The organism is Nonomuraea sp. NPDC001699 (genome assembly GCF_053596455.1).
Genome location: NZ_JBSFGF010000003.1, coordinates 317554 through 342766, shown reverse-complemented (window position 1 = coordinate 342766; position 25213 = coordinate 317554). Strand labels below are relative to the sequence as shown.

Annotated in this window: 25 protein-coding genes and 1 pseudogene; 20 read left to right on the top strand and 6 right to left on the bottom strand. The window is 72.3% G+C overall.

Annotated features, from left to right (window positions below; genetic code table 11):
• Positions 1–98 precede the first annotated feature (98 nt).
• The 10 genes from ribD (at position 99) to ACWCSU_RS11700 (ending at position 8363) form a co-directional block, all read left to right on the top strand.
• The gene (gene ribD, locus ACWCSU_RS11745) at positions 99–1268 is read left to right on the top strand and encodes a bifunctional diaminohydroxyphosphoribosylaminopyrimidine deaminase/5-amino-6-(5-phosphoribosylamino)uracil reductase RibD (RefSeq protein WP_449934940.1); all 1170 of its coding nucleotides are present in this window, start codon (positions 99–101) and stop codon (positions 1266–1268) included.
• Positions 1268–1858 (top strand): riboflavin synthase, encoded by a 591-nt coding sequence (locus ACWCSU_RS11740; RefSeq protein WP_357705356.1) that lies wholly within the window; start codon positions 1268–1270, stop codon positions 1856–1858. The genes ribD and ACWCSU_RS11740 overlap by 1 nt, the downstream gene beginning before the upstream one ends.
• Positions 1855–2502, top strand: a complete 648-nt coding sequence (locus tag ACWCSU_RS11735; protein WP_357705357.1) for a nicotinamide mononucleotide transporter family protein — start codon at positions 1855–1857, stop codon at positions 2500–2502. Before ACWCSU_RS11740 ends, ACWCSU_RS11735 begins: the two co-directional genes overlap by 4 nt.
• Positions 2499–3740: a bifunctional 3,4-dihydroxy-2-butanone-4-phosphate synthase/GTP cyclohydrolase II gene (locus ACWCSU_RS11730; RefSeq protein ID WP_357705358.1), complete on the top strand. Its 1242-nt coding sequence runs from the start codon at positions 2499–2501 to the stop codon at positions 3738–3740. The genes ACWCSU_RS11735 and ACWCSU_RS11730 overlap by 4 nt, the downstream gene beginning before the upstream one ends.
• Entirely contained in the window at positions 3737–4204 is a 468-nt protein-coding gene (gene ribH / locus ACWCSU_RS11725; protein ID WP_357705359.1) for a 6,7-dimethyl-8-ribityllumazine synthase, read from the top strand. Before ACWCSU_RS11730 ends, ribH begins: the two co-directional genes overlap by 4 nt.
• Positions 4205–4223: 19 nt before the next feature.
• Positions 4224–4682, top strand: a complete 459-nt coding sequence (locus tag ACWCSU_RS11720; protein ID WP_364091177.1) for a PH domain-containing protein — start codon at positions 4224–4226, stop codon at positions 4680–4682.
• 113 nt (positions 4683–4795) lie between these two features.
• The gene (locus ACWCSU_RS11715; protein WP_357705361.1) at positions 4796–5662 is read left to right on the top strand and encodes an AAA family ATPase; all 867 of its coding nucleotides are present in this window, start codon (positions 4796–4798) and stop codon (positions 5660–5662) included.
• Positions 5655–6728 (top strand): vWA domain-containing protein, encoded by a 1074-nt coding sequence (locus tag ACWCSU_RS11710; protein WP_449934939.1) that lies wholly within the window; start codon positions 5655–5657, stop codon positions 6726–6728. Before ACWCSU_RS11715 ends, ACWCSU_RS11710 begins: the two co-directional genes overlap by 8 nt.
• Positions 6721–7812 (top strand): XdhC family protein, encoded by a 1092-nt coding sequence (locus ACWCSU_RS11705; RefSeq protein WP_449934938.1) that lies wholly within the window; start codon positions 6721–6723, stop codon positions 7810–7812. Before ACWCSU_RS11710 ends, ACWCSU_RS11705 begins: the two co-directional genes overlap by 8 nt.
• The gene (locus ACWCSU_RS11700; RefSeq protein ID WP_449934937.1) at positions 7809–8363 is read left to right on the top strand and encodes a nucleotidyltransferase family protein; all 555 of its coding nucleotides are present in this window, start codon (positions 7809–7811) and stop codon (positions 8361–8363) included. The genes ACWCSU_RS11705 and ACWCSU_RS11700 overlap by 4 nt, the downstream gene beginning before the upstream one ends.
• A gap of 34 nt (positions 8364–8397) precedes the next feature.
• Here ACWCSU_RS11700 and ACWCSU_RS11695 read toward each other — a convergent pair whose 3' ends face one another.
• A complete protein-coding gene (locus ACWCSU_RS11695; protein ID WP_449934936.1) occupies positions 8398–9285 on the bottom strand; it encodes an endonuclease/exonuclease/phosphatase family protein in 888 nt (295 codons plus the stop codon).
• Positions 9286–9378: 93 nt separating this feature from the next.
• Here ACWCSU_RS11695 and ACWCSU_RS11690 point away from each other — a divergent pair, with 93 nt between their 5' ends.
• Positions 9379–10419, top strand: coding sequence for an LLM class F420-dependent oxidoreductase (locus ACWCSU_RS11690; RefSeq protein ID WP_364091167.1), 1041 nt, complete (start codon positions 9379–9381; stop codon positions 10417–10419).
• Between the two features lie 249 nt (positions 10420–10668).
• Positions 10669–11967 (top strand): dicarboxylate/amino acid:cation symporter, encoded by a 1299-nt coding sequence (locus ACWCSU_RS11685; RefSeq protein ID WP_357705367.1) that lies wholly within the window; start codon positions 10669–10671, stop codon positions 11965–11967.
• Between the two features lie 43 nt (positions 11968–12010).
• Here the strand turns inward: ACWCSU_RS11685 and ACWCSU_RS11680 are convergent, their stop codons facing one another.
• Complete coding sequence (locus ACWCSU_RS11680) at positions 12011–12220, bottom strand: helix-turn-helix domain-containing protein (RefSeq protein ID WP_357705368.1); 210 nt, start codon at positions 12218–12220, stop codon at positions 12011–12013.
• Complete coding sequence (locus tag ACWCSU_RS11675; RefSeq protein ID WP_449934935.1) at positions 12220–12828, bottom strand: hypothetical protein; 609 nt, start codon at positions 12826–12828, stop codon at positions 12220–12222. Before ACWCSU_RS11675 ends, ACWCSU_RS11680 begins: the two co-directional genes overlap by 1 nt.
• Positions 12829–12980: 152 nt before the next feature.
• Here ACWCSU_RS11675 and ACWCSU_RS11670 point away from each other — a divergent pair, with 152 nt between their 5' ends.
• The 8 genes and pseudogenes from ACWCSU_RS11670 (at position 12981) to ACWCSU_RS11635 (ending at position 20255) form a co-directional block, all read left to right on the top strand.
• Complete coding sequence (locus ACWCSU_RS11670) at positions 12981–14678, top strand: protein kinase domain-containing protein (RefSeq protein WP_449934934.1); 1698 nt, start codon at positions 12981–12983, stop codon at positions 14676–14678.
• A gap of 179 nt (positions 14679–14857) precedes the next feature.
• Positions 14858–15943, top strand: coding sequence for a M24 family metallopeptidase (locus ACWCSU_RS11665; protein WP_449934933.1), 1086 nt, complete (start codon positions 14858–14860; stop codon positions 15941–15943).
• Between the two features lie 25 nt (positions 15944–15968).
• Entirely contained in the window at positions 15969–16529 is a 561-nt protein-coding gene (efp, locus tag ACWCSU_RS11660; RefSeq protein ID WP_357705372.1) for an elongation factor P, read from the top strand.
• A gap of 1 nt (position 16530) precedes the next feature.
• Positions 16531–16941 (top strand): transcription antitermination factor NusB, encoded by a 411-nt coding sequence (gene nusB, locus ACWCSU_RS11655; protein WP_449934932.1) that lies wholly within the window; start codon positions 16531–16533, stop codon positions 16939–16941.
• A gap of 216 nt (positions 16942–17157) precedes the next feature.
• A pseudogene (locus ACWCSU_RS11650) lies at positions 17158–17445 on the top strand (MmcQ/YjbR family DNA-binding protein); the annotation flags it as partial.
• A gap of 144 nt (positions 17446–17589) precedes the next feature.
• Positions 17590–18345, top strand: a complete 756-nt coding sequence (locus tag ACWCSU_RS11645) for a methyltransferase domain-containing protein (protein ID WP_357705420.1) — start codon at positions 17590–17592, stop codon at positions 18343–18345.
• Between the two features lie 32 nt (positions 18346–18377).
• Positions 18378–19619, top strand: coding sequence for a DNA polymerase IV (dinB, locus tag ACWCSU_RS11640; RefSeq protein WP_357705374.1), 1242 nt, complete (start codon positions 18378–18380; stop codon positions 19617–19619).
• Positions 19620–19859: 240 nt separating this feature from the next.
• Positions 19860–20255: a DUF3040 domain-containing protein gene (locus ACWCSU_RS11635; RefSeq protein WP_357705375.1), complete on the top strand. Its 396-nt coding sequence runs from the start codon at positions 19860–19862 to the stop codon at positions 20253–20255.
• Between the two features lie 87 nt (positions 20256–20342).
• Here ACWCSU_RS11635 and ACWCSU_RS11630 read toward each other — a convergent pair whose 3' ends face one another.
• The 3 genes from ACWCSU_RS11630 to ACWCSU_RS11620 are packed head-to-tail and all read right to left on the bottom strand — an operon-like array spanning position 20343 to position 25002.
• The gene (locus ACWCSU_RS11630) at positions 20343–22769 is read right to left on the bottom strand and encodes a transglutaminase family protein (RefSeq protein WP_357705376.1); all 2427 of its coding nucleotides are present in this window, start codon (positions 22767–22769) and stop codon (positions 20343–20345) included.
• Positions 22766–24028, bottom strand: a complete 1263-nt coding sequence (locus tag ACWCSU_RS11625; RefSeq protein ID WP_357705377.1) for a DUF58 domain-containing protein — start codon at positions 24026–24028, stop codon at positions 22766–22768. The genes ACWCSU_RS11630 and ACWCSU_RS11625 overlap by 4 nt, the downstream gene beginning before the upstream one ends.
• Positions 24025–25002 carry an AAA family ATPase gene (locus ACWCSU_RS11620; protein WP_352326975.1) on the bottom strand — a complete coding sequence of 326 codons (978 nt, stop codon included), beginning with the start codon at positions 25000–25002 and terminating at the stop codon, positions 24025–24027. Before ACWCSU_RS11620 ends, ACWCSU_RS11625 begins: the two co-directional genes overlap by 4 nt.
• Positions 25003–25213: the final 211 nt, after the last annotated feature.

The following is a 25213-nucleotide window of genomic DNA, read 5'->3' as shown; positions in this document are numbered from 1 at the left end:
GGCGTCCCAGCCGGGCTCCTGACGTGGTGCCGTGCAGGCGCCCGAAAACCCCCCGGGGCCCGCCGTGGCTTGAAGCTACTGGCGAGTAGGAGACCCGGGTGGACATCTCAGTCGCCGACGCCGCGCACATGGCGCGCGCCGTCGAGCTGGCCGCGCGCGGACACGGCGGCACCAGCCCCAACCCCGTCGTCGGCTGCGTCGTGCTGTCGGCCGCCGGGCAGGTCGTGGGCGAGGGCTTCCACGCGTACGCGGGCGGGCCGCATGCCGAGGTCGTGGCGCTGGCCCAGGCGGGGGAGCGGGCGCGGGGCGGAACGGCGTACGTGACGCTGGAGCCCTGCGACCACACCGGCCGCACCGGGCCGTGCAGCCGGGCGCTGCTGGCCGCGGGCGTGGCCCGCGTGGTCGTCGCCGTGGCCGACCCCAACCCGAAGGCCGCCGGCGGCGCGGCCCGGCTGCGCGAGGCCGGGGTGAGCGTGACGCGGGGCGTGCTGAGCGAGGCGGCCGAGCGGGTCAACGAGGAATGGCTCACCTACGCCCGGCTCGGCAGACCCCACGTGACCTGGAAGTTCGCCGCCACCCTCGACGGCAGGTCGGCCGCCGCCGACGGCACCAGCCAGTGGATCACCTCCCCGCAGGCGCGGGCCGACGTCCACCGGCTGCGCGCCGCCTCAGACGCGATCGTGGCCGGCGTCGGCACCGTGCTCGCCGACGACCCCCACCTCACCGTCCGCCTCCCCGAACCCGCGCACGACGCCGAGGAGGGCGACGCGGGGGCGCTGCTGGCCGGCAGCCCGCCGCTGGCCGGCCGGCCCCTGGGCGCCCGCCCGCCGCTGCGGGTCGTCGTGGACACCGAGGGCCGCACGCCGCCCACGGCCCGCGTCCTCGACGACGAGGCCCCCACGCTGGTCGCCGTCGCCGACGACGCCGTGACGGAGCTCAAGGCCGGCCTGCTGCGCCTGCCCCGGCATGCGGAGAGCGGCCTCGACCTGCACGCCCTCCTGCGTGAGCTGGCCGCCCGCGAGGTGGTCAGTGTGTTCCTGGAAGGCGGGCCCACCCTCGCCGGCGCGTTCCTGCGCCAGGGCCTGATCGACCGCGTGTACGCCTACCTCGCCCCCGCCCTGCTCGGCGAGGGCAGGGCCGCGCTCGGCCCGGCGGGCGTCGCCACGATCAGTGGCGTCCACCGCCTCACCTTCGACGAGTTTTCCCCCATCGGGCCGGATCTGCGGCTGACCGCGCGGCCCGCTCCGCATCAAGGCAGGGAGAAGTGATGTTCACCGGAATCATCGAGGAGAAGGGCGAAGTCGTCGCCATCGAGCCGGCGGGCGGCGGCGCCCGGCTGTCCGTCCACGGCCCGCTCGTCACCTCCGACGCCGCCCACGGGGACTCGATCGCCGTCAACGGCGTGTGCCTGACGGTCGTCGAGGTCAAGGACGACGTGTTCACCGTCGACGTCATCAGGGAGTCGCTCGACCGCAGCTCGCTCGGCGGCCTCACCGCGGGCTCGGCGGTCAACCTCGAACGGTCGGTACGCGCCGACCAGCGCCTCGGCGGCCACATCGTCCAGGGTCACGTCGACGGCACCGCCCGCCTGCTGTCCCGCGCCCCCGGCGAGAACTGGGACGACCTGCGCTTCTCCCTCCCCGGCCCGCTCAGCCGGTACGTGGCCGAGAAGGGTTCGATCGCGATCGACGGAATCAGCCTGACCGTCACGACGGTTGACGACGACAGCTTCGGCGTGAGCCTCATCCCGACCACGCTGAAGCTGACCACCATGGGCGACCGCCAGGTGGGCGACGTGGTGAACATCGAGGTCGACGTGATCGCCAAGTATGTGGAGAGGCTGGTGGGCACCCGATGAGCTGGGTGGACGCATCGATTGACATCCTGGGTCGGCCGGTGAAGTGGACCGACCTGATCGGCAACGTGTTCGCCCTCGCCACGGTGGCGTTCGCGATGCGCAAGTCCATGTGGACCTGGCCGGTGCAGTTCACCGGCTCGGTGTTGTTGTTCCTCGCCTCGATCAGCGCGCACGTCACCGGCAACGCGCTCAAGCAGGCCCTGTTCGCCGTGCTGGCCGTCTACGGGTGGTGGAAGTGGCGGCAGGGCACCCAGGAGCAGGCCCTGGCCGTCCGGCCCGCCACGGGCGGCGAGCGGTGGCGGATGCTGGCGGCGCTCGCGGTGGGCACCGTGGTGGTGACGATCCTGTTCAAGGCGTTCGACCTGTCGTGGTACCCGGGCGCGCCGGTGGCCGTGGTGGCCTCCGACGCCTACATCTTCGTCGGCGGCGCGGTCGCCACCTGGGCGCAGGGCCGGGCGCTGGTCGACTTCTGGGTCGTCTGGGTGCTGGTCGACCTGGTGGGGGTGCCGGTCGCGTTCAAGTCCGGCCTCTACGTCTCCGGCGCCGTCTACGGCGTGTTCTTCGTCATGGTCCTCACGGGCTTCGCCAAGTGGCTGCGCGAGTACCGCGCCGCCGCCCGTCCGGAAGTGGTGGCAGCGGCATGAGCGAGTTCAAGCTGGATCCGATCGAGCGCGCCATCGAGGACATCCGCCAGGGGCGTCCCGTCGTGGTCGTGGACGACGAGAACCGCGAGAACGAGGGCGACCTGATCTTCGCCGCCCAGAAGGCCACGCCGGAGCTGTGCACGTTCCTGATCCGGCACACCAGCGGCATGATCTGCGTGGCCATGGACGGCAAGGAGCTCGACCGGCTCGGCCTGCCGCTCATGGTGGCCCAGAACCGCGAACGCCTGCGCACCGCGTACACGGTCACCGTGGACGCCCGTGACGGCGTCACCACCGGCATCTCCGCCGCCGACCGCGCCAGGACCATCCGCACCCTCGCCGACTCGGCCACCGAGCCCAACGAGCTGGTCCGGCCCGGCCACGTCTTCCCGCTGCGCTACCGCGAGGGCGGCGTGCTGGCCCGGCGCGGCCACACCGAGGCGGCCGTCGACCTGGCCAGGCTCGCCGGGCTGTCGTCGGCGGGGGCGCTGGCCGAGGTGGTCAACGACGACGGCACCATGGCCAGGCTGCCCCAGCTGCGCCGCTTCGCCGACGAGCACGACCTGGCGCTGGTCTCCATCGAGCAGCTCGTCGACCACCGCCGCCGGGCCGAGAGCATGGTCACCAGGGTCGCCGAGACCCGGCTGCCCAACGCGTACGGCATGTGGCGGGCCTACGGCTACGCCAGCGCCCTCGACGGCGGCGAGCACGTCGCGCTCGTCTACGGCGACCTCGGCGGCGGCGAGAACATCCTGGTCAGGGCCCACTCCGAATGCCTGACCGGCGACGTGTTCGGCTCGTTGCGCTGCGACTGCGGCGTGCAGCTCGACCACGCCATGGGCGCCATCGCGCAGGAGGGCCGCGGCGTCGTCGTCTACCTGCGCGGCCACGAGGGCCGGGGCATCGGCCTGCTGGCCAAGCTCAAGGCCTACAGCCTCCAGGACAACGGCAGCGACACCGTCGATGCCAACGTCGAGCTGGGGCTGCCGGTGGACGCCCGCGAGTTCTCCAACGCCGGGCAGATCCTCGCCGACCTCGGGGTGCGCTCGGTGCGGCTGCTCACCAACAACCCGGCCAAGCTCAAGGGCATGGACGGCTACGGCATCAAGGTGCTCGGCCGCGAGCCCATGCCCGTGGCCCTGAACCCGCACAACGAACGGTACCTGGAGGCCAAGCGCGACCGGCTCGGCCACGACATCGCCTCCAGCGTCCCGCACGAGATCTCGGAGGCGTCATGAGTGGAGAAGGCCGTCCAGGCGTGGCCGTGGTGGACGCGGCCGGCCTGGTCGTGGGCGTGGTGGCGGCGAGCTGGCACGCCAAGATCACCGACCAGCTCGTGGCGCGGGCCGTGCAGGCGTGCGACGACAGCGGCGCCACCGCGACCGTGGTCCGCGTGGCCGGTTCGCTGGAGATCCCCGTCGTGGCGCAGGCCCTGGCCCGGCGCTGTGACGCGGTGGTCGCCCTCGGCGCGGTCATCAAGGGCGAGACCGCCCATTTCGACTACGTCTGCGACTCGGTCACCAGCGGGCTGACCCGCGTCTCGCTCGACGAGGAGACGCCCGTCGGCAACGGCGTGCTCACCTGCGAGACGATGGACCAGGCTCTCGACCGTTCCGGACTGCCCGGCAGCAAGGAGGACAAGGGGTACGAGTCGGCCATGGCCGCCCTGGAGACCGCACTCCTCCTGAGGGACCTCCACTGAGCTGCGGTAGGTTTCCCTCGTGCCCGAGCCCGTTACCCCGCCGCCCCTGCCCGTGACCTGGCGTCCCAGCCGGGGCCGGGTCGTGCCCTATGTCTTCGCCGCGCTGGTCGTGGCGGGGGCGGTCCTCATGGCGATCTTCATCGCCGACCCGTTCAAGCTGCCCGACCGGGTGGCGATCGTGGGCTTCGGCCTGGCGGTGGCGTACGTGCTCCACCTGCTGGGCCGGGTCCGGGTGGAGGCCGACGAGAAGGGCCTGACGATCGTCAACGCCCTGCGCGTCCACCGCTACACCTGGCCCGAGGTCATCGACGTGACCCTGCTGGTGGGCGACCCGTGGCCGAAGATCGACTTCTCTGACGGCCGGACGATCGGCGCCATGGGCATCCAGGGCTCGGAGAAGGCCCGCGCCCGCCGGGCCACGGCCGAGCTGGCCGCGCTGATCCGCGAACGCGGCGAGGCCGCCGAGTCCGGCGACTGAAACCCCCGGGACTGAAACCCGGCGCCTGAAACCCGGCGATGAAGGCGAGCCGATATCGCCGGACCGGGGTGGCGACGTAGCCTGAAGGCGTGCTGCGGCGGACAATCAGGGCAATGGACATCGAGTCGCCGGACAAGCTCACCGAGCTGCTCGACCGGCACGACTACCTGGCCGACCGAGGGCTGGCCACGGCCGCCTTCCTGGCGCTGCGGATGGGACGCCCGCTGTTCCTCGAAGGGGAGGCGGGCGTCGGCAAGACCGAGCTGGCCAAGACCCTGGCGACGCTGCTGAAGGCCCCGCTCATCCGGCTGCAGTGCTACGAGGGCCTCGACGCGTCCCAGGCCCTGTACGACTGGGACTTCGCCCGCCAGCTCCTCCACCTCAAGGCCGCCGAGGCCGCCGGGATCACCGACGCCGCCCGGCTGGAGGGGGAGATCTACGACCGCCGTTTCCTGATCGCCCGTCCGCTGCTGAAGGCCGTGGAGACCCAGCCGAGCGTGTTGCTGGTGGACGAGATCGACCGGGCCGACGACGAGTTCGAGGCGTTCCTGCTCGAAGTGCTCTCCGACTTCACCGTCTCCATCCCCGAGCTGGGCACGATCAGGGCGAAGACGCCCCCGGTGGTCGTGGTGACCTCCAACCGCACCCGCGAGGTGCACGACGCGCTCAAGCGGCGCTGCCTCTACCACTGGCTGGAGCACCCGAGCTTCGACCGCGAGGTCGCGATCCTGCTGCGCCGCCTGCCCGGCTGCACCGAGGAGCTGGCCCTGCAGGTCGCGAAGGCGGCCGAGCGGCTGCGGCGGGCGGACCTGGTCAAGCCGCCGGGAGTGGCCGAGACGCTCGACTGGACCGAGGCGCTGCTGACGCTCGGGGCCAGGGAGCTCGACCCCGACCTGGCCGCCGCCACGCTGGGCGCGGCGCTGAAGTACCGCGAGGACGTCGCCGCCGTCCTGGGGAACGGGCTGCTGTCGCATGGATGAGCTGGTCCGGACCGTGACGGGCTTCGTCAGGACGTTGCGCGCGGCCGGGGTGGACGCCGACCACGAACGTACGCGGAGCCTGTTCCAGGCCCTCGGCCACCTCGACGTCGAGGACCGGGACGAGGTCTACTGGGCCGGCCGGCTCACCCTGTGCGCCACGCCCGACGACCTGCCCCGCTACGACCGCTGCTTCGCCGCGTACTTCGGGGGGCGGCGGGCGACGGCGGCCCGTACCGGGACGACCAGCGTCACCAGGCACCTGGCGGCCGGCGACGGCGGCGGCACGGAAGAAGGCGAGGACGGCACGGCCCCGGCCACGGCCAGCCGCGCCGAGGTGCTGCGGCACCGGGACGTGGCCCGGCTCACCGAGGCCGAACGGGCTGAGGTGCACCGCTTGCTGGCCCTGCTCAGGAACGGCCGGGCCGCGCGCCGCTCACGCCGTTTCGAGCAGGCGCACCGGGGCGGGCTGGACCGGCGTCGCACGGTGCGCGAGGCGCTGCGGACCGGCGAGGTGGCCCGGCTCCGGCGCCGGCGGCACACGACCAGGCCCCGGCGGGTGGTGCTGTTCGTGGACGTCAGCGGCTCGATGGCGCCCTACGCCGAGACCCTGCTGCGCTTCGCCCACGCGCTGGTCAGGAGCGAGCCGCGGGCCACGAGGGTCTACTCGGTCGGCACCCGGCTCACCGAGGTCACCGCCGGGCTGCGCCACCGCGACCCCGGCACGGCGCTGAACGAGGTGTCGGCGGCCATCCCCGACTGGAGCGGAGGAACCAGGCTCGGTGAGGAGTTCAAGGAGTACCTGACCCGGCACAGCGCCCGGGGGGCGATCGTGGTCATCGCCTCCGACGGCTGGGAACGGGGTGACCCCGCCCTGCTGGGCGCCCAGCTCGCCAGGCTGGCCCGGCAGGCGTACCGGCTCATCTGGGTCAATCCGCACAAGGGGTATGAGGACTACCAGCCGCTGACCGGGGGGATGCGGGCTGCCCTGCCGTATCTGGACGACCTGGTGGCCGGGCACAGTCTGGCCGCCTACGAGGAACTCAGCGAAAGGCTCGCCCATGCGTGACGTGCTCCCGGAGATCATGCGGTGGTGGAGGTCGGGGCTCAGGTTCGGGCTGGCGACCGTGGTGAGCACGTTCAGCAGCGCGCCGCGCCCGCCGGGGGCGGCGATGGCGGTGCGCGGTGACGAGGTGGTGGGCAGCGTCTCGGGCGGATGCGTCGAGGGCGCGGTCTTCGAGCTGGCCTCCGAGGCCGACACGCCCGTCCTGCAGCGCTACGGGGTCAGCGACGACGACGCCTTCGCCGTCGGCCTGACCTGCGGCGGCATCATCGACATCCTGGTCGAGCCGGTCTCCATCGAGACCTTCCCCGAGCTGGGCGAGATCGCGGCGTCGGTCGAGGCCCACCACCCGGTCGCCGTCGCCACGATCGTCTCCGGGCCCGGCACGATGGGCGCCCGCCGGATCGTCTGGCCCGACCGCTCCTCGGGCACCCTGGGCCTCGACCGCCTCGACGAGGCCGTGGACGACGACGCCCGCGGCATGCTCGCCCAGGGCCTGACCGGCATCAGGCACTACGGCGGCCGCGGCGAGCGGCGGCTGGACGACCTGTCGGTGTTCGTCCAGTCGTTCGCGCCGCCGCCGCGCATGCTGGTGTTCGGCGCGATCGACTTCGCCGCGGCCGTCGCCCGGGTGGGCAAGTTCCTCGGCTACCACGTCACCGTCTGCGACGCGCGGCCGGTCTTCGCCACCGCCAAGCGCTTCCCGGAGGCCGACGAGGTGGTGGTCAAGTGGCCGCACGACTACCTGGCCTCGGTGCAGGTGGACGAGCGCACGGTGATCTGCGTGCTGACCCACGACCCCAAGTTCGACGTCCCGCTGCTGGAGGTGGCCCTGCGGACGCGGGCGGGCTACATCGGCGCCATGGGCTCGCGCCGTACGCACGAGGACCGGCTGGCCCGCCTGCGCGAGTCCGGGCTCACCGAGGCCGAGCTGGACCGGCTGAGATCGCCCATCGGCCTCGACCTGGGCGCCCGCACCCCGGAGGAGACGGCCGTGTCGATCGCCGCCGAGCTGATCCAGCTCCGGTGGGGCGGCTCGGGCCGGCCGCTGTCGCAGACCGGCGGGCGCATCCACAGGGAGTCCTCGTGATCGCCGGGCTGCTGCTCGCCGCGGGGGAGGGCGCCCGGCTGGGCACGCCCAAGGCGCTCGTGGAGTTCGGCGGCGAACGGCTGGTCGACCGCGGGGTGCGGCTGCTGGCGGAGGGCGGCTGCCATCCGGTGGTGGTCGTGCTCGGCGCGGCGACGGCGCAGGTGCGCGGGGCGGTCAGCGTGCGCAACCCGGACTGGCGCACCGGTATGGGCTCCTCGCTGCGGACCGGGCTGGCCGCGCTGCCGCCGGAGGCCGAGGCCGTGGTGGTCGCGCTGGTGGACCAGCCCCTCGTACGGGCCGGCGCGGTGCGGGCCCTGGCGGAGTCGGGGGCCGGGCTGGCGGTGGCCACGTACGGCGGGCGGCGGGCGAACCCGGTGCTGATCGCCCGCGAGCACTTCGCCGGGGTGGCGGAGCTGGCGGTGGGCGACGTGGGGGCGCGGGCGTTCATGAAGGCGCACCCCGAGCTGGTCACCGAGGTCGCCTGCGACGAGCACGGCGACCCGGCCGACATCGACACGCCGCAGGACCTGGACCTGCTGAAAGACCGCTAGACGCGCGGCAGGGCCCGGACCTGCTGGAAGGCCGTCAGAGGCGCAGGGAGGCGATGGCGGCGCGGTGGTCGCTGCCGGTGGCCGGCGCCACGCCCGCCTTGGTCGCCGTCATGCCCCTGAACAGGATGTGGTCGGGACGGGTGATCGGGAACTCGGCCGGCCAGGTGAAGCCGAACCCGTCGCCGGCCACGCTCTGGGCATCGGTCAGCGGCGGGGTCAGCCCGCGCATGCCCCGGTCGGTGGTGGCGGTGTTGAGGTCGCCGAGCAGCAGGACGCGCTTGCTGGGGTCGGCGTCGACGAGTTTGCGGGCGTGGGTCAGGGAGGCGTCGCGGGAGGCGGTGTGGCCGGGCCTGGCCGAGGCCAGGTGCATGACGTAGACGGTGACCTTGCCCTTGGGGGTGCTGACCACCGCGCGCAGCGCCCGCGGCCAGCCCATGCCGACGTCGAGCGGGCTGGTCTCGCTGAGCGGGTAGCGGCTCCACAGACCGACCGTGCTGACCGGGTAGTGGTAGCGGAACATCTTGTTGAGCTGCTTGGCCGCGGGCCCGCCGGGGGTCAGCTCCTGCGCGGCCAGCAGGTCGAGGTCTTCGGCGATGGCCTTGACCGCCTCGCCGGACGCGCTGTTGCGCACGCCGACGTTGACCGTGCCGACGGCCAGGTCGCTGGGGCCGCCGGGCGACGTGGCCAGCAGCGTCGAGCCGAACATCGCCGCCCACACCAGGCCGGGCGCCAGCGCCGCGAGCGCGGCCGCCCTCGACCGCGCCAGGACGGCGAGCAGCAGCAGCAGCGGAACCGCCAGCCCCATCCACGGGAGCAGGCTCTCCAGGACGGGCGTGAACCCGCCGAGCGCCGGGATCAGCGAATGCCCCGCCAGGGCCAGGGCGACCGCTGCGGAGACGACGACGACCACCCGGCTCAGCACCCGAACCAGGCTAGTGCTTCGCCGCGCGACACGCCGACGCGCTAACCTGTGGACGTCGCAACGGAACATCATTCGGTTCATCGGGAGCCCGGCATGCGCATCGGTATGGCACTCAACTACTCGGGCGGTTTCAAGGAGACGGTCGCCGAGTTGGCCGACTACGAGAAGGCGGGCCTCGACATCGTCTTCGTGGCCGAGGCGTACAGCTTCGACGCCGTCAGCCAGATGGGGTACATCGCGGCCAAGACCGAGCGGGTGCAGATCGCCTCGGGCATCCTGCCGATCTACTCCCGCACGCCGACGCTGCTCGCCATGACCGCCGCGGGCATGGACTTCGTCTCCGACGGGCGCTTCACGCTGGGCATCGGGACGTCGGGCCCGCAGGTCATCGAGGGGTTCCACGGGGTGCCGTACACCGCGCCGATCGGGCGTACCCGGGAGGTCATCGAGATCTGCCGCAAGGTGTGGCGGCGCGAGCGGCTGGAGCACGCCGGCCGCAACTACAACGTGCCGCTGCCCGCCGGGGAGGGCACCGGCCTGGGCAAGCCGCTGAAGATCATCAACCACCCGGTGCGCCCGCGCATCCCGATCGTGGTCGCCGCCATCGGCCCCAAGAACGTGGAGATGACCGCCGAGCTGGCCGAGGGCTGGGAGCCGATCTTCTACTACCCGGAGAAGGCCGCGCAGGTGTGGGGCCCGTCGCTGGCCGCGGGCAAGGCCAGGCGCGACCCCGAGCTGGGCGAGCTGGACGTGATCGCTCAGGCGACGCTGGCCATCGGCGACGACGCGGCCGGGCTGCGCGAGTTCGGCCGGCCGATGGCGGCCCTGTACATCGGCGGCATGGGCGCCAAGGGCAAGAACTTCTACAACGACCTGGCCAGGCGCTACGGCTACGAGAAGGAGGCCGAGCAGATCCAGGACCTCTACCTGGAGGGCAAGAAGGACGAGGCCGCCGCGCTGGTCCCGGCCGAGTTGCTGGAGAACATGTCGCTGATCGGCAGCGAGGGCTTCGTGCGCGACCGGATCGCGGCGCTGAAGGAGTCGGGGGTGACGACGCTCAACGTCGCGCCGCTCGGCCGTACGCACGAGGAGCGTGTCCGCCTGCTGGAGAAGGTCAAGGAGCTGGTCGCCTGATCCACCGGGCTCCGGAAGGGGTGTGACGCACATCACAATGTCGAGCGGGAATATGCCCCGTTTCGCACGGTGTTGTACGTCCTCGTGAGGTTCTCTGTGGTTATCGTGCGGCTCGTCGAGCGTCTGCACGTGGATCTGTGCCGTCTGCACGGATCCCTCTGTCGCTGATCAGCGCGTCCCCGGACCCCCCTTCCTCACCTGCGTGCCCACCTTCGCTGTGGCATGCCTGACTTCCGGAGCCTTCCTCCCGTGAAGAGATTCACCTTCTCCCTTCAGCTTCTGCTCGGCCTCGCGGCCGGCATCGCCCTGGGGTTCGTCGCCAAGATCTGGGACGTGGCCTGGCTGGCCGAGACGCTGACCCAGGTCGGCAAGCTCTTCGTCCAGCTGCTCAAGCTGGCCGTGCCGCCGCTGGTGTTCACCGCCGTGCTGGTCAGCGTGGCCAACCTGCGCAACGTCAACGGCGCGGCCCGCCTGGCCTCCAAGACCCTGCTCTGGTTCCTGATCACCGCTTTCATCTCCGTCGCCTTCGCGATCGCGCTCGGCCTGATCATCAACCCGGGTCAGGGCGTCACCCTCGACACCGGCGCCGCCAAGGCCGTCGACATGGAGGGCGCCGGCACCTGGCTCGACTTCGTCACCGGCATCCTGCCCACCAACATCGTCACGGCCTTCACCGAGGTGAACGTCCTCCAGATCGTCTTCCTGGGTGTCGTCCTCGGCGCGGCGGCCCTGGCCGTGGGGGAGAAGGCGGAGCCGTTCCTCAACCTCAGCCGTTCGGTGCTCGAACTGGTGCAGAAGGCCCTGTGGTGGGTCATCCGCCTGGCCCCGATCGGCACCGCCGGCCTCATCGGCAAGGCCGTGTCCACCTACGGCTGGGACCTGCTGGCCCCGCTGGCCAAGTTCAGCGTCGGCGTGTACATCGGTTGCTTCATCGTCCTGCTGGCCGTCTACCCGACGCTGCTGGCGGTCTGGGGCAAGGTCAACCCGATCACGTTCTTCCGTAACGCCTGGCCCGCCATCGAGCTGGCCTTCGTCTCCCGTTCCTCGGTCGGCACGCTGCCCCTGACCCAGCGCGTCACCGTCGAGCGCAACGGCGTGGACCGCGACTACGCCTCCTTCGCGGTGCCCTTCGGCGCCACCACCAAGATGGACGGCTGCGCCTCGGTCTACCCGGCGCTCGCCGCGATCTTCGTGGCCCAGGTGTTCGGCGTGCACCTCGGCGTGGGGGACTACCTGCTGATCGCGTTCGTCTCGGTCGTCGGCTCGGCCGCCACCGCGGGCCTGACCGGCGCGATCGTCATGCTGACGCTCACGCTCAGCACGCTGGGCCTGCCGCTGGAAGGCGTCGGCCTGCTGCTCGCCATCGACCCGATCCTCGACATGATCCGCACCGCGACCAACGTCGCGGGCCAGATGGTCGTCCCGGTCCTGGTGGCCCGCTCGGAGGGCCGCCTGGACGAGGCGGTGTTCAACGCGCCGCCGCAGCCGCTCGACGACGCCCCCGCCGCGGTCCGCCCGTCGCGCGGCCCGGAGCCCGCGACGGCCTGACCGACGTCGCTTCGAGGGCGGGTGGCCGTACGGCCGCCCGCCCTCAGTCGTAGGTCAGCAGGTCTCCCGGCTGGCAGCCGAGGGCCTCGCACAGCCGGGTCAAGGTGGAGAAGCGGATGGCCTTGGCGTGGCCGTTCTTGAGTATCGACAGGTTCACGACGGTGATCTCGACCTGGTGCGACAGCTCGGTGAGCGTCATGCCGCGCTGGGCGAGCAGTTCGTCCAGGCGTACCCGGATGGTGCCTTCGGGCATCAGATCGTGGCCTCGACCTCGTCGAGCAGGACCACGCCCCGGCGGACGATCTCCGAGACCCCGAGCGCGCACAGGCCCGCGACGAGCCCTGCGAGCGGCGCGTCCGGCCGCAGGACGAAGGCCGGGCCGGTCGTCAGCAGCATGCCGGACAGTATGGCCTGCGCCGCCGTGCCGAGCACGGCCGACACGAGCGAACCGATGATCAGGATCCAGCCCAGCCGGCGCAGGTGCCCGGCCGTCACGGCGGAGAACAGCGCCCGGTCGCCCGACCGCGCCCTGCGCAGCGCGCGGACCACGGTGTACAGCGAGAGCAGCCCGGTCGCCGTGGGCGGCGCCCATTGCAGGAGGTAGAGCAGGGCCGCCGCGGGCGAGTGGCCCCGCGGGCGGAGGGTCACGTCCGCCGCGGCACTGACGATCTCCACCCCCGGGACGACGGGGACCACGGGCGGCGTCACGCCGGCGACGTGCAGCGGGACGCCGATGCCGTTGGCCGTGCCGAACACGGCGATCAGGACGGTGGCGCCCAGGGCGGTGAGCGCGCCCAGGCAGCCGAGGACGAGGCCGATGCTCAGCACGACCTCAAGCCGATGGATCCACTTCGTTGCCATAACGATAATCGTAAATAACGATAGTCGTTATGTCGAGGGGTGGCCGGCGCTGTGTGGCGCGGGGTGTGAAGTGTGGATCATGGGGCGGCGGGGGCCGGAGGGCCCTATGGTTGGTCGGAAATAACCCACTTTTCGAGTTTTTGGCGGGGGATATGTCCGACGCTACGCCTTCGATGGTCGCCGACCGGTACCGGCTTGACGAGCTCATCGGCAGCGGTCCGATGGGTGAGGTGTGGCGGGCCTACGACACCCGCGCCGACTGGGTCGTGGCCGTGAAGATCCTGGGCGCGGGGGCGGCCGGCGAGGCCGCCAGGGAGGCGCTGAAGCAGCACGCCCAGGCGGTGGCCAGGGTGATCCACCCCAACGTGGCCATGGTCCTCGACGTGGGCGACCAGGACGGCGCCCCCTTCCTCGTGACCGAGTTCCTCACCGGGACCAGCCTGGGTGAGGACCTGGCGGCCGAGGGGCCCCTGCGGATCGTCGAGGTCTGCGACCTGGTCGGCCAGGCCGCCGCCGGGCTGGACGCCGCCCACCGCGCCGGGGTCTTCCACGGGCAGATCGACTCCGGCAGCTTCCGGCGGGCGGCCAGCGGGGTGCTGAAGGTCGTCGGGTTCGGGCTCCCGGACGAGGAGCCGTCCCAGGCCGAACGCCGCTACCTGGCCCCCGAACGGGCCTCCGGCCGTCCCGCCACGGCCGCCGCCGACCTGTACGCCCTCGGCGCCGTCTGCTACGAACTCCTCTGCGGCCGCCCGCCCGGTTCCACCCCTGACCTGCCGGTAACCGGCATGCGCGCCCTCCCTGGCCAGACCCCCGGAACCACGGGCCCCGGCAGCGCGGCCCCCGGGACTGCGGGTCCCGAGACTTCGGGCCCTGGAAGCACGGCGCCTGGAAGCACGGCGCCTGGAAACGCGGCGCCTGGAAGCGCGGCACCTGGGAATGCGGGTCCTGGGGGTGCGGGTCCCGGGAGTGGCGGGCACGGCGTCGTCCCGCCCAGTGCGCTCCGGCCCGAGATCCCCGCCGAGCTGGACCGGCTCGTCCTCGCCATGCTCGCGCCCGACCCCGCCAGGCGTCCCTCCGGCGGCGAGGCCATCCGCCGGGCCCTGGCCGCCATCGCCCGCCCCGGCGCGGCCCCGGGCGCGGCCCCCGCTGCCGGAAACGCCGCCGGAAGCCCTGTCGGCGCCCCGGCCGGCGCGCAGGCGGGACGGCCGGGCGACACCCAGGTGTACGACTTCAACGGCGTCCCGCGCGCCGGCGACACCGCCGTCTACGAGTCCGCCGACCTGGACCCCGCACCTCCGCGCACCGGCAACAAGCTGCTGGTCCAGATGGGGATCGCCGTCGCGGTCATCGCCGTCGTGACCGTCGGCATGGTGATGTGGCTGGGCTCCGGCAAGGAGACCCCGGTGGCCGAGCCGAGCGCGAGCACGTCGCCCACGGCCGTCCTGTCCCCGGCCATCACCTTCACCGCCGGCCCGGCCCCCGAGGAGCCCGACCCCACGCCCACCGACCTCACCCCGGGCGACATCGCCACCGGCCTGGTCCAGACCGTCGGCCCCAAGACGACCCTGGGCGCCGACCGGCCCCCGGCGGGCGGCTGGGACTACTGGCTGATCAAGTTCGACCAGACGCTGACCTCCCAGGAGGAGATCGGCGACATCGACCCCAAGGTCGCCGAGAAGGCCCACGACAAGCTCAGGAAGGCCGCCAGGAAGCTCCAGGAGGGCCAGTTCAAGCCCGCCCGCAACCAGATCGCCGACGTCTACGAAGACCTGCGCCGCGCCCAGAGGAAGGGCGAGGCCCCCTCGTCAGGCCCGCTCGCCTCGTTCCTGAACGACTTCGCCCTCAACTGACCACCCCCACCCGACCGCCCACACCCGACCGCCCACACCCGACCGCCCACACCCGACCAGGCCCTCCCCGACCGGGCCCTCCCCGCCTGGGCTCTCCCGGCCGGGCTCTCCCGAGCGGGCTCCTGATCGGGTTCTCGGCCGGGGTGGGGGAGGGGCGGGGGCGCGCGTACATTGGCGGGATGACCATCGACTACCCGGCGCGCCGCGCACGCCTGGCCGCGGCGCTGCCGGCGCACGAGGTGCCCGCGCTCCTCGTCACCTCCCCCGTCAACGTCCGTTACCTCACCGGGCTGGTCAGCTCGAACGCGGCCGTCCTGGTCAGGGCCGACGGCTCGGCGCTGCTGGCGACCGACAACCGCTACATCGACATGACCCGCGCCCTGGACGTCACCGCGGTCGAGGCCCCCGACGTGGCCGGCAGGCTCGCCGAGCCGGGCGCGGGCATCGAGGCCGCCGCCATGAGCGTGGCCACCTTCCGCCGCCTGAACGCGGGCCTGAACGCGGGCCCGAACGCGGGCGGAGGCGAGGGCGGGGGCGGGGGCCTGGTGCCGCTCGGCCCGCTGGTCGAGGAGCTGCGCGCGGTCAAGGACGAGGCGGAGCTGGAGCTCATCCGCACCGCCTGCGCCCTGACCGACCAGGCCTTCGCCGACGTGCTCCCGCTGATCGCGCCGGGCCTCACCGAACGCGCCGTGGCCCGCCTGCTCGACAACCGCATGACCGAGCTGGGCGCCGACAAGCCCGCGTTCGACACGATCGTCGCCGCCGGCGAGAACGGCGCGATCCCGCACCACGCCCCCACCGACCGCGAGCTGCGCGCCGGCGACCTGGTCACCATGGACTTCGGCGCCCGATACCACGGCTACCACGCCGACATGACCAGGACGGTCTGCCTCGGCGAGCCCGCGGACTGGCAGCGCGACCTCTACGACCTGGTCAGACGCGCCCAGCGGGCCGGCCGCCACGCCCTGACCCCGGGAGCCGAGGCCAAGGACGTCGACGCCGCCGCCCGCGGCCTGATCGCGGCCGCCGGGCACGGCGACCACTTCCGGCACGGCCTGGGCCACGGCGTCGGCCTGGAGATCCACGAGGACCCGTTCCTGGGCCCCTCCAGGACCGGTAGACTAGAGGATCGAGTTCCGATCACCGTCGAGCCGGGGATCTACCTCCCCGAGCGGGGCGGGGTTCGCATCGAGGACACCCTCGTGACACGTGAGGGCGGTCCGGAACTTTTCACCAAGACGACCAAGGAGCTGCTCGTCCTTTAGAGCGGCCACACGCGGGAGAGAACGAGTGGCGACGACCAACGACCTCAAGAACGGCATGGTGCTGAAGCTCGAGGGCGGTGAGCTCTGGAGCGTTGTCGAGTTCCAGCACGTCAAGCCGGGCAAGGGCGGCGCGTTCGTGCGTACCAAGCTCAAGAACGTGCTCTCCGGCAAGGTCGTCGACAAGACCTTCAACGCCGGCGTGAAGGTCGACGTGGCCAACGTCGACAAGCGCGAGATGCAGTACTCCTACAAGGACGGCGACGACTTCGTGTTCATGGACACCGAGACCTACGACATGGTCAACGTGCCCGCCCGCACCGTCGGCACCGCCGCCAACTACATGCTGGAGAACACCCTCGCCACGATCGCCTTCAACGAGGGCTCCGCGCTCTACGTCGACCTGGCCGCCGCCGTCGAGCTGACGATCTCCAACACCGAGCCCGGCCTGCAGGGCGACCGCTCGACCGGCGGCACCAAGCCCGCCACACTGGAGACCGGCGCCGAGATCAAGGTGCCGCTGTTCATCACGACCGGCGAGAAGGTCAAGGTCGACACCCGTAGCGGCGAATACCTCGGCCGGGCCTGAGGTGTCTGCACGCGGCAAAGCACGCAGGCGCGCCCTTGACATTCTCTTCGAGGCCGAGCTGCGCTCGGAGGACCCGCTGCGGATCCTCGCCGAGCGCGTTGAGCGGCAGGAGCCGCCGGTCAACGAGTACACCTCGACCCTCGTCGAGGGCGTCGCCCGCCACCACGCCCGCATCGACGAGCTGATCACCACCTACTCCGAGGGCTGGACGCTCGACCGCATGCCCGCGGTCGACCGCAACCTGCTGCGCGGTGGCACGTACGAGCTGCTGTGGGTGCCCGACGTGCCGGAGGGCGTGGTCATCAGCGAGTGGGTGCACCTGGCGGGTGAGCTGTCGACCGACGAGTCGCCGCAGTTCATCAACGGGCTGCTGGCCCGGTTCAAGCAACTCAAGCCAAGCCTCACCCTTTAGACAAAGGCCGCGAAGGCCGTTTTGAGGTACGTTCCACTCACGCGGCCCGTACGGCTCGCGAGAGACGAGGGAAGGCGCGCCGCCGTGGGGTCGGGCCGCCTTCCGGGCGAGGCCCCCGGCCTGTCCGCGGGCCCCGAGCCGGTCCGGGGAAGTGGCGCGTCACCAGCCGCGACGCGCCCTTTCCGGCCCCCGTCCGCCCGTGGCAGCATCGGGTCCATGGTGACCGAAGACGAGGCGCGCGCCCTGGCCCTGGCGCTCCCCGAGACCGCCGAGAAGCCCATGTACGGCACGCCCGCCTTCTACGTGCGCGGCCGGTGGTTCGCGCGGATCACGGAGGAGGGCGGCGTGCTCGTCGTGCCCGTGGGCGGCGAGGAGCTCAAGCACGAGCTGATCGCCGCCGCCCCCGGCACGTTCTTCACCACGTCCCACTACGACGGGCATGCCGCGGTGCTGGTGCGCCTGGCGGCCGTGGCGGCCGGCGAGCTGGCCGAGCTGCTGACCGACGCCTGGCGGCTGAGGGCGCCCAAGAGGGTGGCGGCGGCGTTCGACGGTCAGGTCCGGCCTGCGGGCGACGGCGCGTACGGCGTAGGCTGGGCCCGTCCGCACAGGGCGAGGGCCGCCCGCGGAGGAGAGAGAGGCGAGCCGACGTTGCGAGCAGAAGGCGTCACCACGAAGACCCCGGCGGTGCGCACCGCCGTCGTCTGGGGCGCGTTGCGCTCGGTGCTGGCCGAGCGGGCCCAGGCCGTCGGCCGTGACGCGCTCGACATCGTCGACGCCGGCGGGGGCACCGGAGGGTTCGCCGTGCCGCTGGCCGAGCTGGGCCACACCGTCACCGTCGTCGACCCCAGCCCCGACTCGCTGGCCGCGCTGGAGCGCCGGGCCAAGGAGAAGGGCGTGGGCGTGCGCGGCCTGCAGGGCGACACCGCCGACCTCGGCGACCTGCTCGACCGCGACAGCGCCGACCTGGTCCTGTGCCACAGCGTCCTGGAGTACGTCGACGACCCGACCGCCGCGCTGGCCGCCGTGGCCGGGCTGCTGCGTCCGGGCGGCGCCGTCAGCGTCCTGGCCGCCAACCCCGTCGCCAGCGCGATCCACCGGGCGCTGGCCGGGCAGTTCGACGAGGCGAGGGCCGTCCTGGCCGACCCGCGCGGCACGTGGGGCGACCGCGACCCCACGCCCAGGCGCTTCACCGCCGAGACCCTGTCGCAGCTGCTGACCGCCACGGGCTTCACCGTCGGCGCGGTCCACGGGGTGCGGGTCTTCGCCGACCTGGTGCCCAGCAGGCTCGTCGACGGCGAGCCCGGCGCGGCCGACGCGCTCGTGGCTCTGGAGCAGGCCGCCGCCGTCCACCCCGTGCTGCGGGACGTCGCCACGCAGGTGCACGTCCTCGGCCGCCGCCCCTAGTCTGGAACGTCTGTTCGGATAGAATCGACGGCGTGTCCCGCAAGCAGATCACAGGCATCGGCCCCGCGCCGCGGACCGGGGCCGATGACAGCGGCTGCCCGATTCTCCATGTCGACATGGACGCCTTCTTCGCCAGCGTCGAGCTGCTCGACCGGCCGGAGCTGCGGGGCCGCCCGGTGATCGTCGGCTCGCCGGCCGGGCGCGGCGTCGTGCTCAGCGCCACCTACGAGGCCAGGGCCGTCGGCGTCCACTCGGCGATGCCGATGAGCCGGGCGCGCCGGCTGTGCCCGCAGGCCACGATCATCCCGCCCAGCCACGGCAAGTACTCCGAGGTCTCCCGGGGCGTCATGGAGATCTTCCACTCGATCACCCCGCTGGTCGAGCCGATCGCCTCCGACGAGGCGTTCCTCGACGTCGGCGGCGCCCGGCGGCGGCTCGGCCCGCCCGCGGCGATCGCCGCCATGATCAGGGAACAGGTCCTCGACCGCTACGGCATCACCTGCTCGGTGGGGGTGGCCGGCAGCAAATTCGTGGCAAAGCTGGCCTCCAAGCAGTGCAAGCCCGACGGGTTGCTGGTGGTGCCCGAGGGCGAGGTGGTCGACTTCCTCCATCCGCTGCCGGTCTCGGCGCTGTGGGGCGTGGGGGAGCGCACCGAGCAGTCCCTCGTACGGCTCGGCATCCGCACGGTCGGCGACCTGGCCAGGGTGCCCCTGAACACGCTCCAGCGCGAGCTCGGGCAGGCCGTCGGCGGCCACCTGGCGACGCTGGCCTGGGGGCGCGACGAGCGTCCGGTGACCGCGCACGTGCCCGACAAGAGCATCGGCAACGAGGAGACCTTCGCGGCCGACGTCGACGACCCCGAGGTGATCCGGCGCGAGCTGTTGCGCCTGGCCGAGCGCGTGGCGGCCCGCATGCGTAAGGGCGGACACGTGGGCAGAACTGTGAGTGTGAAGCTGCGCCGGGCCGATTTCACCACGATCACCAGGTCGCGCACCCTGCGGGAGCCGACCGACGTGGCCCAGGTGATCTACGCCACCGCCTGCGAGCTGTTCGAGGCCGCCGGTCTCCAGCGCGTGCGCCTGCGCCTGGTCGGGGTCCGGATGGAGAACCTCCGCCCGGCCGGCGAGGCCACCCACCAACTCGGTCTGGGCGAGCGCGAGACCGGCTGGCGCGAGGCCGAACAGGCGATGGACAAGGCGATCCGGAGATTTGGGCCCGATGCGGTGCTCCCGGCGTCGCTGGTACGTGGCAAGCTTGATGAAATAGAGACATGACGCCCATGTCCTACTTGATCGGTCAGTCGGGTAGGAGAAGGATGTCGCGATTTTGGGGAGAGGGGTGAGAGATGGTCCACAATGGAGCCATGACGTCACCTCCGGTTTGGTCTGCGTTGGACGTTTGCTTTCGCCTACGTCTACAGCCTCGTATTCTGGGGATAACCGACCGCGAGGTTCGGACACCCCGTGTCGTCCGTTGCCGTCTTCCCCGTCCTGGGGCTGTCCTTGGGAGGCGCCGTGCCGCTCTCTGAGCACGAGCAGCGCTTGCTCGACCAGATCGAGCAGGCCCTCTACGCCGAGGACCCGAAGTGGGCCAACACCGTACGGATCAGTGACCCGCGCAGCCATTACAAGCGTCGCCTGATCAAAGCCTCCATCGGCTTTGCCCTCGGCGTCGTCATCATGATGGTCGGCGTGGTCATGAGTCAGATCCCGCTCGGCGTCGGCGGTTTCGTGGTCATGCTCGCCGCGTGTCTGTGGGGTCTGTCCAGCTGGAAGCGCATGAACGGATTCGGCGACTCCCCGCCGGCTCCGGGCGCGGGCGCCCCGGGCAGGCAGCCCCGGCGCGCCAACCGGGGCACCTTCATGGAGCGCATGGAGGAGCGCTGGCGCCGTCGTCACGACGAGCGCTGATCGCCTCCCCGAACTTCCGGGCACAGACGAACGTGCGGCCGTTCCCCTTCCGGGGAGCGACCGCACGTCCGGTCCTGGACGAGCGGTTCAGGCGCCCTTCGACGCCGCCGTCCGCCGCAGCCTGATGTTCTCCAGCAGGTCGAACCCGTCGAGCAGGCGCTCGCCCAGCGCCCGCAGCCGCCGCAGCGTCGAGGGCGGCAGCAGCACCGCCCGGATCCGCCGTCCCCGCGACACCGTCGCCGCCAGGGCCTGCCGCACCTTGCGCAGGTCCTTTCTCATGGGCCCGATCGTGCCCGGGTCCCTGGCGAACAGCACCCGCTCGACCGTCGTCGCGATGGCCGTCATGGCCGCCGTCGAGTCGGCGTCGAACTCGTACTGCTCGCTCAGCCGCCTGGCCAGCGCCCTCGGGGTCTCGCTGACGCCGCGGGCCATGCCGTAGTCGTGGAGCACGTCGTCCAGTTCGGCCCACACGGCCGCGATCGACGGGTGGTGAGCGGTCGCGATCCTGGCCGTCAGGTCGTCGGCCGGTCGCGAGACCTTCCAGCCCAGCGCGCGCACCCGCCGGTTCCTGGTGAGCAGCCGCAGCGCCGCCGGGACGAGCAGGAGCAGCAGCAGCGCGCCCGCGCCGATGCCGATCTTGCCGATCAGCGGCATCGAGTCGTCCGGCGGCAGGCCGCCCGTCGCGATCAGGCCCTCACGGTCGAGCTCCCGCGGGTTGCGCCGGGTGGAGGGGTTGATCGGGTCGTCGGCGCCGGAGTCGGTCGCCCCGCTGGTCGGCGAGGTGGACGGCGTCGTCGAGGGCGCCGGCGGGACCGTGTAGTCCGGCACCCGCGCGCTGCCCTGCCCCAGCGACCCGGACGGCGTCGGCTCGAACGGCAGCCAGCCCACACCCTCGAAGTACAGCTCGGGCCAGGAGTGGGAGTCAGCCGTCGTGACCGTCCAGTTGTCGCCGGCCTTCGTGCCGCCGGTGTAGCCGATCGCCACCCGCGACGGGATGCCGACGATCCTGGCCAGCACCGCCATCGAGGCCGCGAACTGCTCGCAGTAGCCCGTACGGTCGCGCAGCAGGAAGTCCTGGAGCGCGGAGTTGCCGTGCCCCTGCGTCCTGAGGTCGTAGCGGAAGTCGCCGTCCTTGGTGAAGAACTGCTGGAGCTTCACCGCGGCCTCGTAGCTGGAGTTGGTCTGCGCCGTCAGCGAACGCGCCAGCCGGACGATCTCCGGCGGCAGGTTGTCCGGCAGCTTCAGGTACCGCCGGTCCACGCTCGGCTGGACGCCCTCCAGCGACTCCAGCAGCTCGGGCGTGGCGGCCGGCTCGCCGGTGGCGACCTCGTACTCCAGCCCGGCGGCCTCGTCGGGGATGGAGAAGACCATCAGCGTGGCGACGTCGGCGCGCCAGTCGCCGTCCACCCGGATCTGCCGCGGCGGGTACGGAAGCGGCAGGAACTGCAGCTTCTCGATCTCGTCGCTCATCCGGATCCTGGTCACCACGTTGGTGACCTTCGTGCTCGCGCTCAGCCCGGGAGGCGGCGGCAGCGGGCCGTTCTCCGTCCTGTTGTCCGGCGAGCCCTCCGGCTTGGTCATGCCGAACTGCTGGCCGTCGAAGGTGTCCAGCGCGTAGATCCGCAGATACCTGGGCTTGTCGTCGTTGTTGTTGTAGGTGAGCACCACGCGCCGCTCGGGCAGTTCGAGCTGGCCCCTCAGGCTGGCGATCGGGTTCGCGATGCTGATCGAGTTGCCCTTGCCGCCCCCGCGTCCGCCCACGCCGAACTGGAAGAAGGAGACCGGCTCCATCACCGGCAGCGCGGCGGGCAGCAGGATGGCCAGCGCGATGGCGGCGAACCCGATGCGCTTGCCCGACAACCTCAGGCCGCTCGTGTCGGCCCTGGCGCCGTCGTTGTCCGGGCGCGGCCCGGTCGCCACCCGGGTCCGGCGGACGAGCACCGCCCGGCCCCAGTGCCCCACCCGCTCGCGGCCGTCGGCGATCAGCAGGCTGACGAAGCCGAGCGCGGCGATGATGAAGGCGGGCCAGCTGATCGGCTCGGCCAGGATCGTCGCCGGGACGGTGGCCAGCGCCAGCAGCGGCAGCCCGGCCAGCGCCGCCCGCCGCAGCCGCGCGGCGAGCAGGTCCACGGCGACGGCGATGACGCCCACGCCGCCCGCGGTCAGCAGCGTGATGCCGTCCGTGGGCGGTACGGGAGCGGCGTAGCGCTGGATGTCGGCCCAGCCGACGCCGAGCAGCCTGCCCAGCTCCCACACCGACTCCTTGGTCGGGACCACCAGCGCCCACGCCTTGCCGGAGGCGAAGACCACGGTCAGGAAGATCCACAGCGCGGCCAGCCCCACCAGCGGCGCGGCCCAGGCGGGCAGTGACAGGCGGGAGCTGAACAGCCCGGCGGCCGTCACGGCCAGCACCGCGCCGAGGGACGTCCAGAACCAGGCGCCGCCCTGGAAGAGCGGATAGAGCAGGATCGCCGCGGCGAACGCGGCCACGCCCGAGGCGCCCGTCAGCCTCATGCCGCACCTCCCGTGGGGTTGAGCGCGTACCTGCCACGGTTGGCGGCGTCCGGCCAGACCGAGGCGATGGAGGTGCCGGCGGGCAGGCGGACGATCCGCCAGCCGTAGCCGGCCAGCACGCCCTGCACGGCGTCGAAGTTCTCGTGCGAGCCCCGGCCGGCGCCCTCCCAGGTGCCGGCGTCCAGCAGGACCGCGACGCCGGTGACGCCGCTGTGCCGTAACCGGGCCAGTTCCCTGGCCTCCTCGGGGTCGAGCGCGCCGAGCACGGCCACGATCAGGCCGTCGCCGCCGCCCTGGCGCAGGGCCGAGACGCCCATCTCCAGCGAGCGGGCCGAGCTGTGCCGCACCACGGCGAGCGTGTCGAGCAGCGAGTGGCTGAGCCCCTGGTCCGTCAGGTGCTCGGCGCCCTGGTCGGTGACCAGCCGCAGGCCCAGCCCCTCGTGGGCGAGGTGCACGCCGATCGAGGCCGCGGCCGAGACCGCCACCTCGAAGGAGGAACGCGGGCCCTCGCCGCGGTGGGCGTGCCTGCGGGTGTCGAGCAGGAGCGCGCCGCGGCTCTGCCACTGCTGCTCCTCGCGGCGCACCATCAGCTCGCCGTACCGGGCGGTCGAGCGCCAGTGCACCCGGCGCAGGTCGTCGCCCTGCCGGTACTCGCGCGGCGCCACGTCGTCGTCGCCCGCGGCGGCCACGCTCCGGGTACGGCTGTCGCCACCGCCCGTCCACTCGCCCGACAGCCGTACGTGCGGCAACGCCACGACCTGCGGCGTCACCACGAGCGTGTCACTGATCGTGAACGCCCGGGTCAGCTCCACCAGCCCGAACGGGTCGGCGATGCGCACCGACAGCGGCCCGATCGTGTACCTGCCGCGCAGGTCGGACCGGACCCGGTAGTCGATCTCGCGCACGCCCTTGGACTCGACCCGGTCGAGCACGAACCGCGGCCGCACGCCCAGCGCGTACGGCACGGTGTCCTCGATCAGCAGCAGCCCGGTCGGCAGCCTGGTCACGTTCTCCAGGCGCAACGTCACCGTGGCCTCCCCGCCCACCTCCGCCCGGGGCGGGTCCAGCCTCCGCGCGCAGCTCAGCCGGTACCTGGTACGTGCCACCACCAGCGCGGCCAGCAGCGGCAGCGCGGTGACCAGCACGCCGATCCTGAACAGGTCGTTCTCGCCCAGGAGCAGGGCCATCAGCAGCGCCGCGATCCCCGAGGCCAGGAACGACCTGCCGCGGGAGGTCAGCGCCCGCAGTCCGGCCCTCACGACGCTCGCGTCTCCGGCACCGGCACACGCCTGACGAGGTCGGTCACCACCTGCTCGGGCAGGCGGCGCTGGCCCTGGGCCTCGACGCTGGGCAGCAGCCGGTGCGCCAGCACGGGCACCGCCAGGTCCTGGAGGTCGTCGGGGATGACGTAGTCGCGCCCGGCCAGCGCCGCGTGCGCCCTGGCCGCGCGGACGAGCTGCAGCGTGGACCGGGGCGAGGCGCCCAGCCGCAGGTCGGGGGAGTGGCGGGTGGCCACTACGAGGTCGATGGCGTACTTCTTGACCGGCTGCGAGACGTACACGCCGCGCACGGCCTCGATCAGGGCGCGCACCTCGGCGGTCGTGGCGACCGGCTCCAGCTTGTCCAGCGGCGAGGTGCTGCCGTGCACGTCGAGCATCTCCAGCTCGGCCGTCGGCTCCGGGTAGCCCATGGCGACCCTGGCGGTGAACCGGTCGCGCTGGGCCTCGGGGAGGGGATAGGTGCCCTCCATCTCGATGGGGTTCTGGGTGGCGATCACCATGAAGGGGGCGTCAAGGGGGTACGTCACGCCGTCCACCGTGACCTGGTGCTCCTCCATGCACTCCAGCAACGCCGACTGGGTCTTGGGCGAGGCGCGGTTGATCTCGTCGCCCACGACGATGTTGGCGAACACCGGGCCGGGCTTGAACTCGAACTCACGCGTCTGCTGGTTGTAGGCGCTGACGCCGGTGATGTCACTGGGCAACAGGTCGGGCGTGAACTGCACGCGGCGCACCGGGCAGTCGATGGACCGCGCCAGCGCCTTGGCGAGCATCGTCTTGCCGACGCCCGGCACGTCCTCGATCAAAAGGTGGCCTTCGGCGAGCAGGACGGTCAGCGTGAGGCGGACGGCGTCGCTCTTTCCCTCGATCACCGACTCGATGGCCTGCCGGATGCGGTGGGCGGTGGAGACCAGCTCGTCGAGCTGGGGAGGGACGTCATGGGTTAGTGCCACCAGGCCTCCATAGTGCGACGGCTGTCCCGCACTGTGCCATTACGGGAGCCATGCCATTCCTTTTCCATTGTCTGTACGACCCTACGACGCTGTGGGTTCTTCAGCGACATTTGTGGATATTCCAGGAGACCTCGCTGATGTTCCTGTTCTTGTCGCATAGCAGTGCGAATCCCGTGACACTGTCCCCCTCGGCCGCCCCACTTTCCTCCAC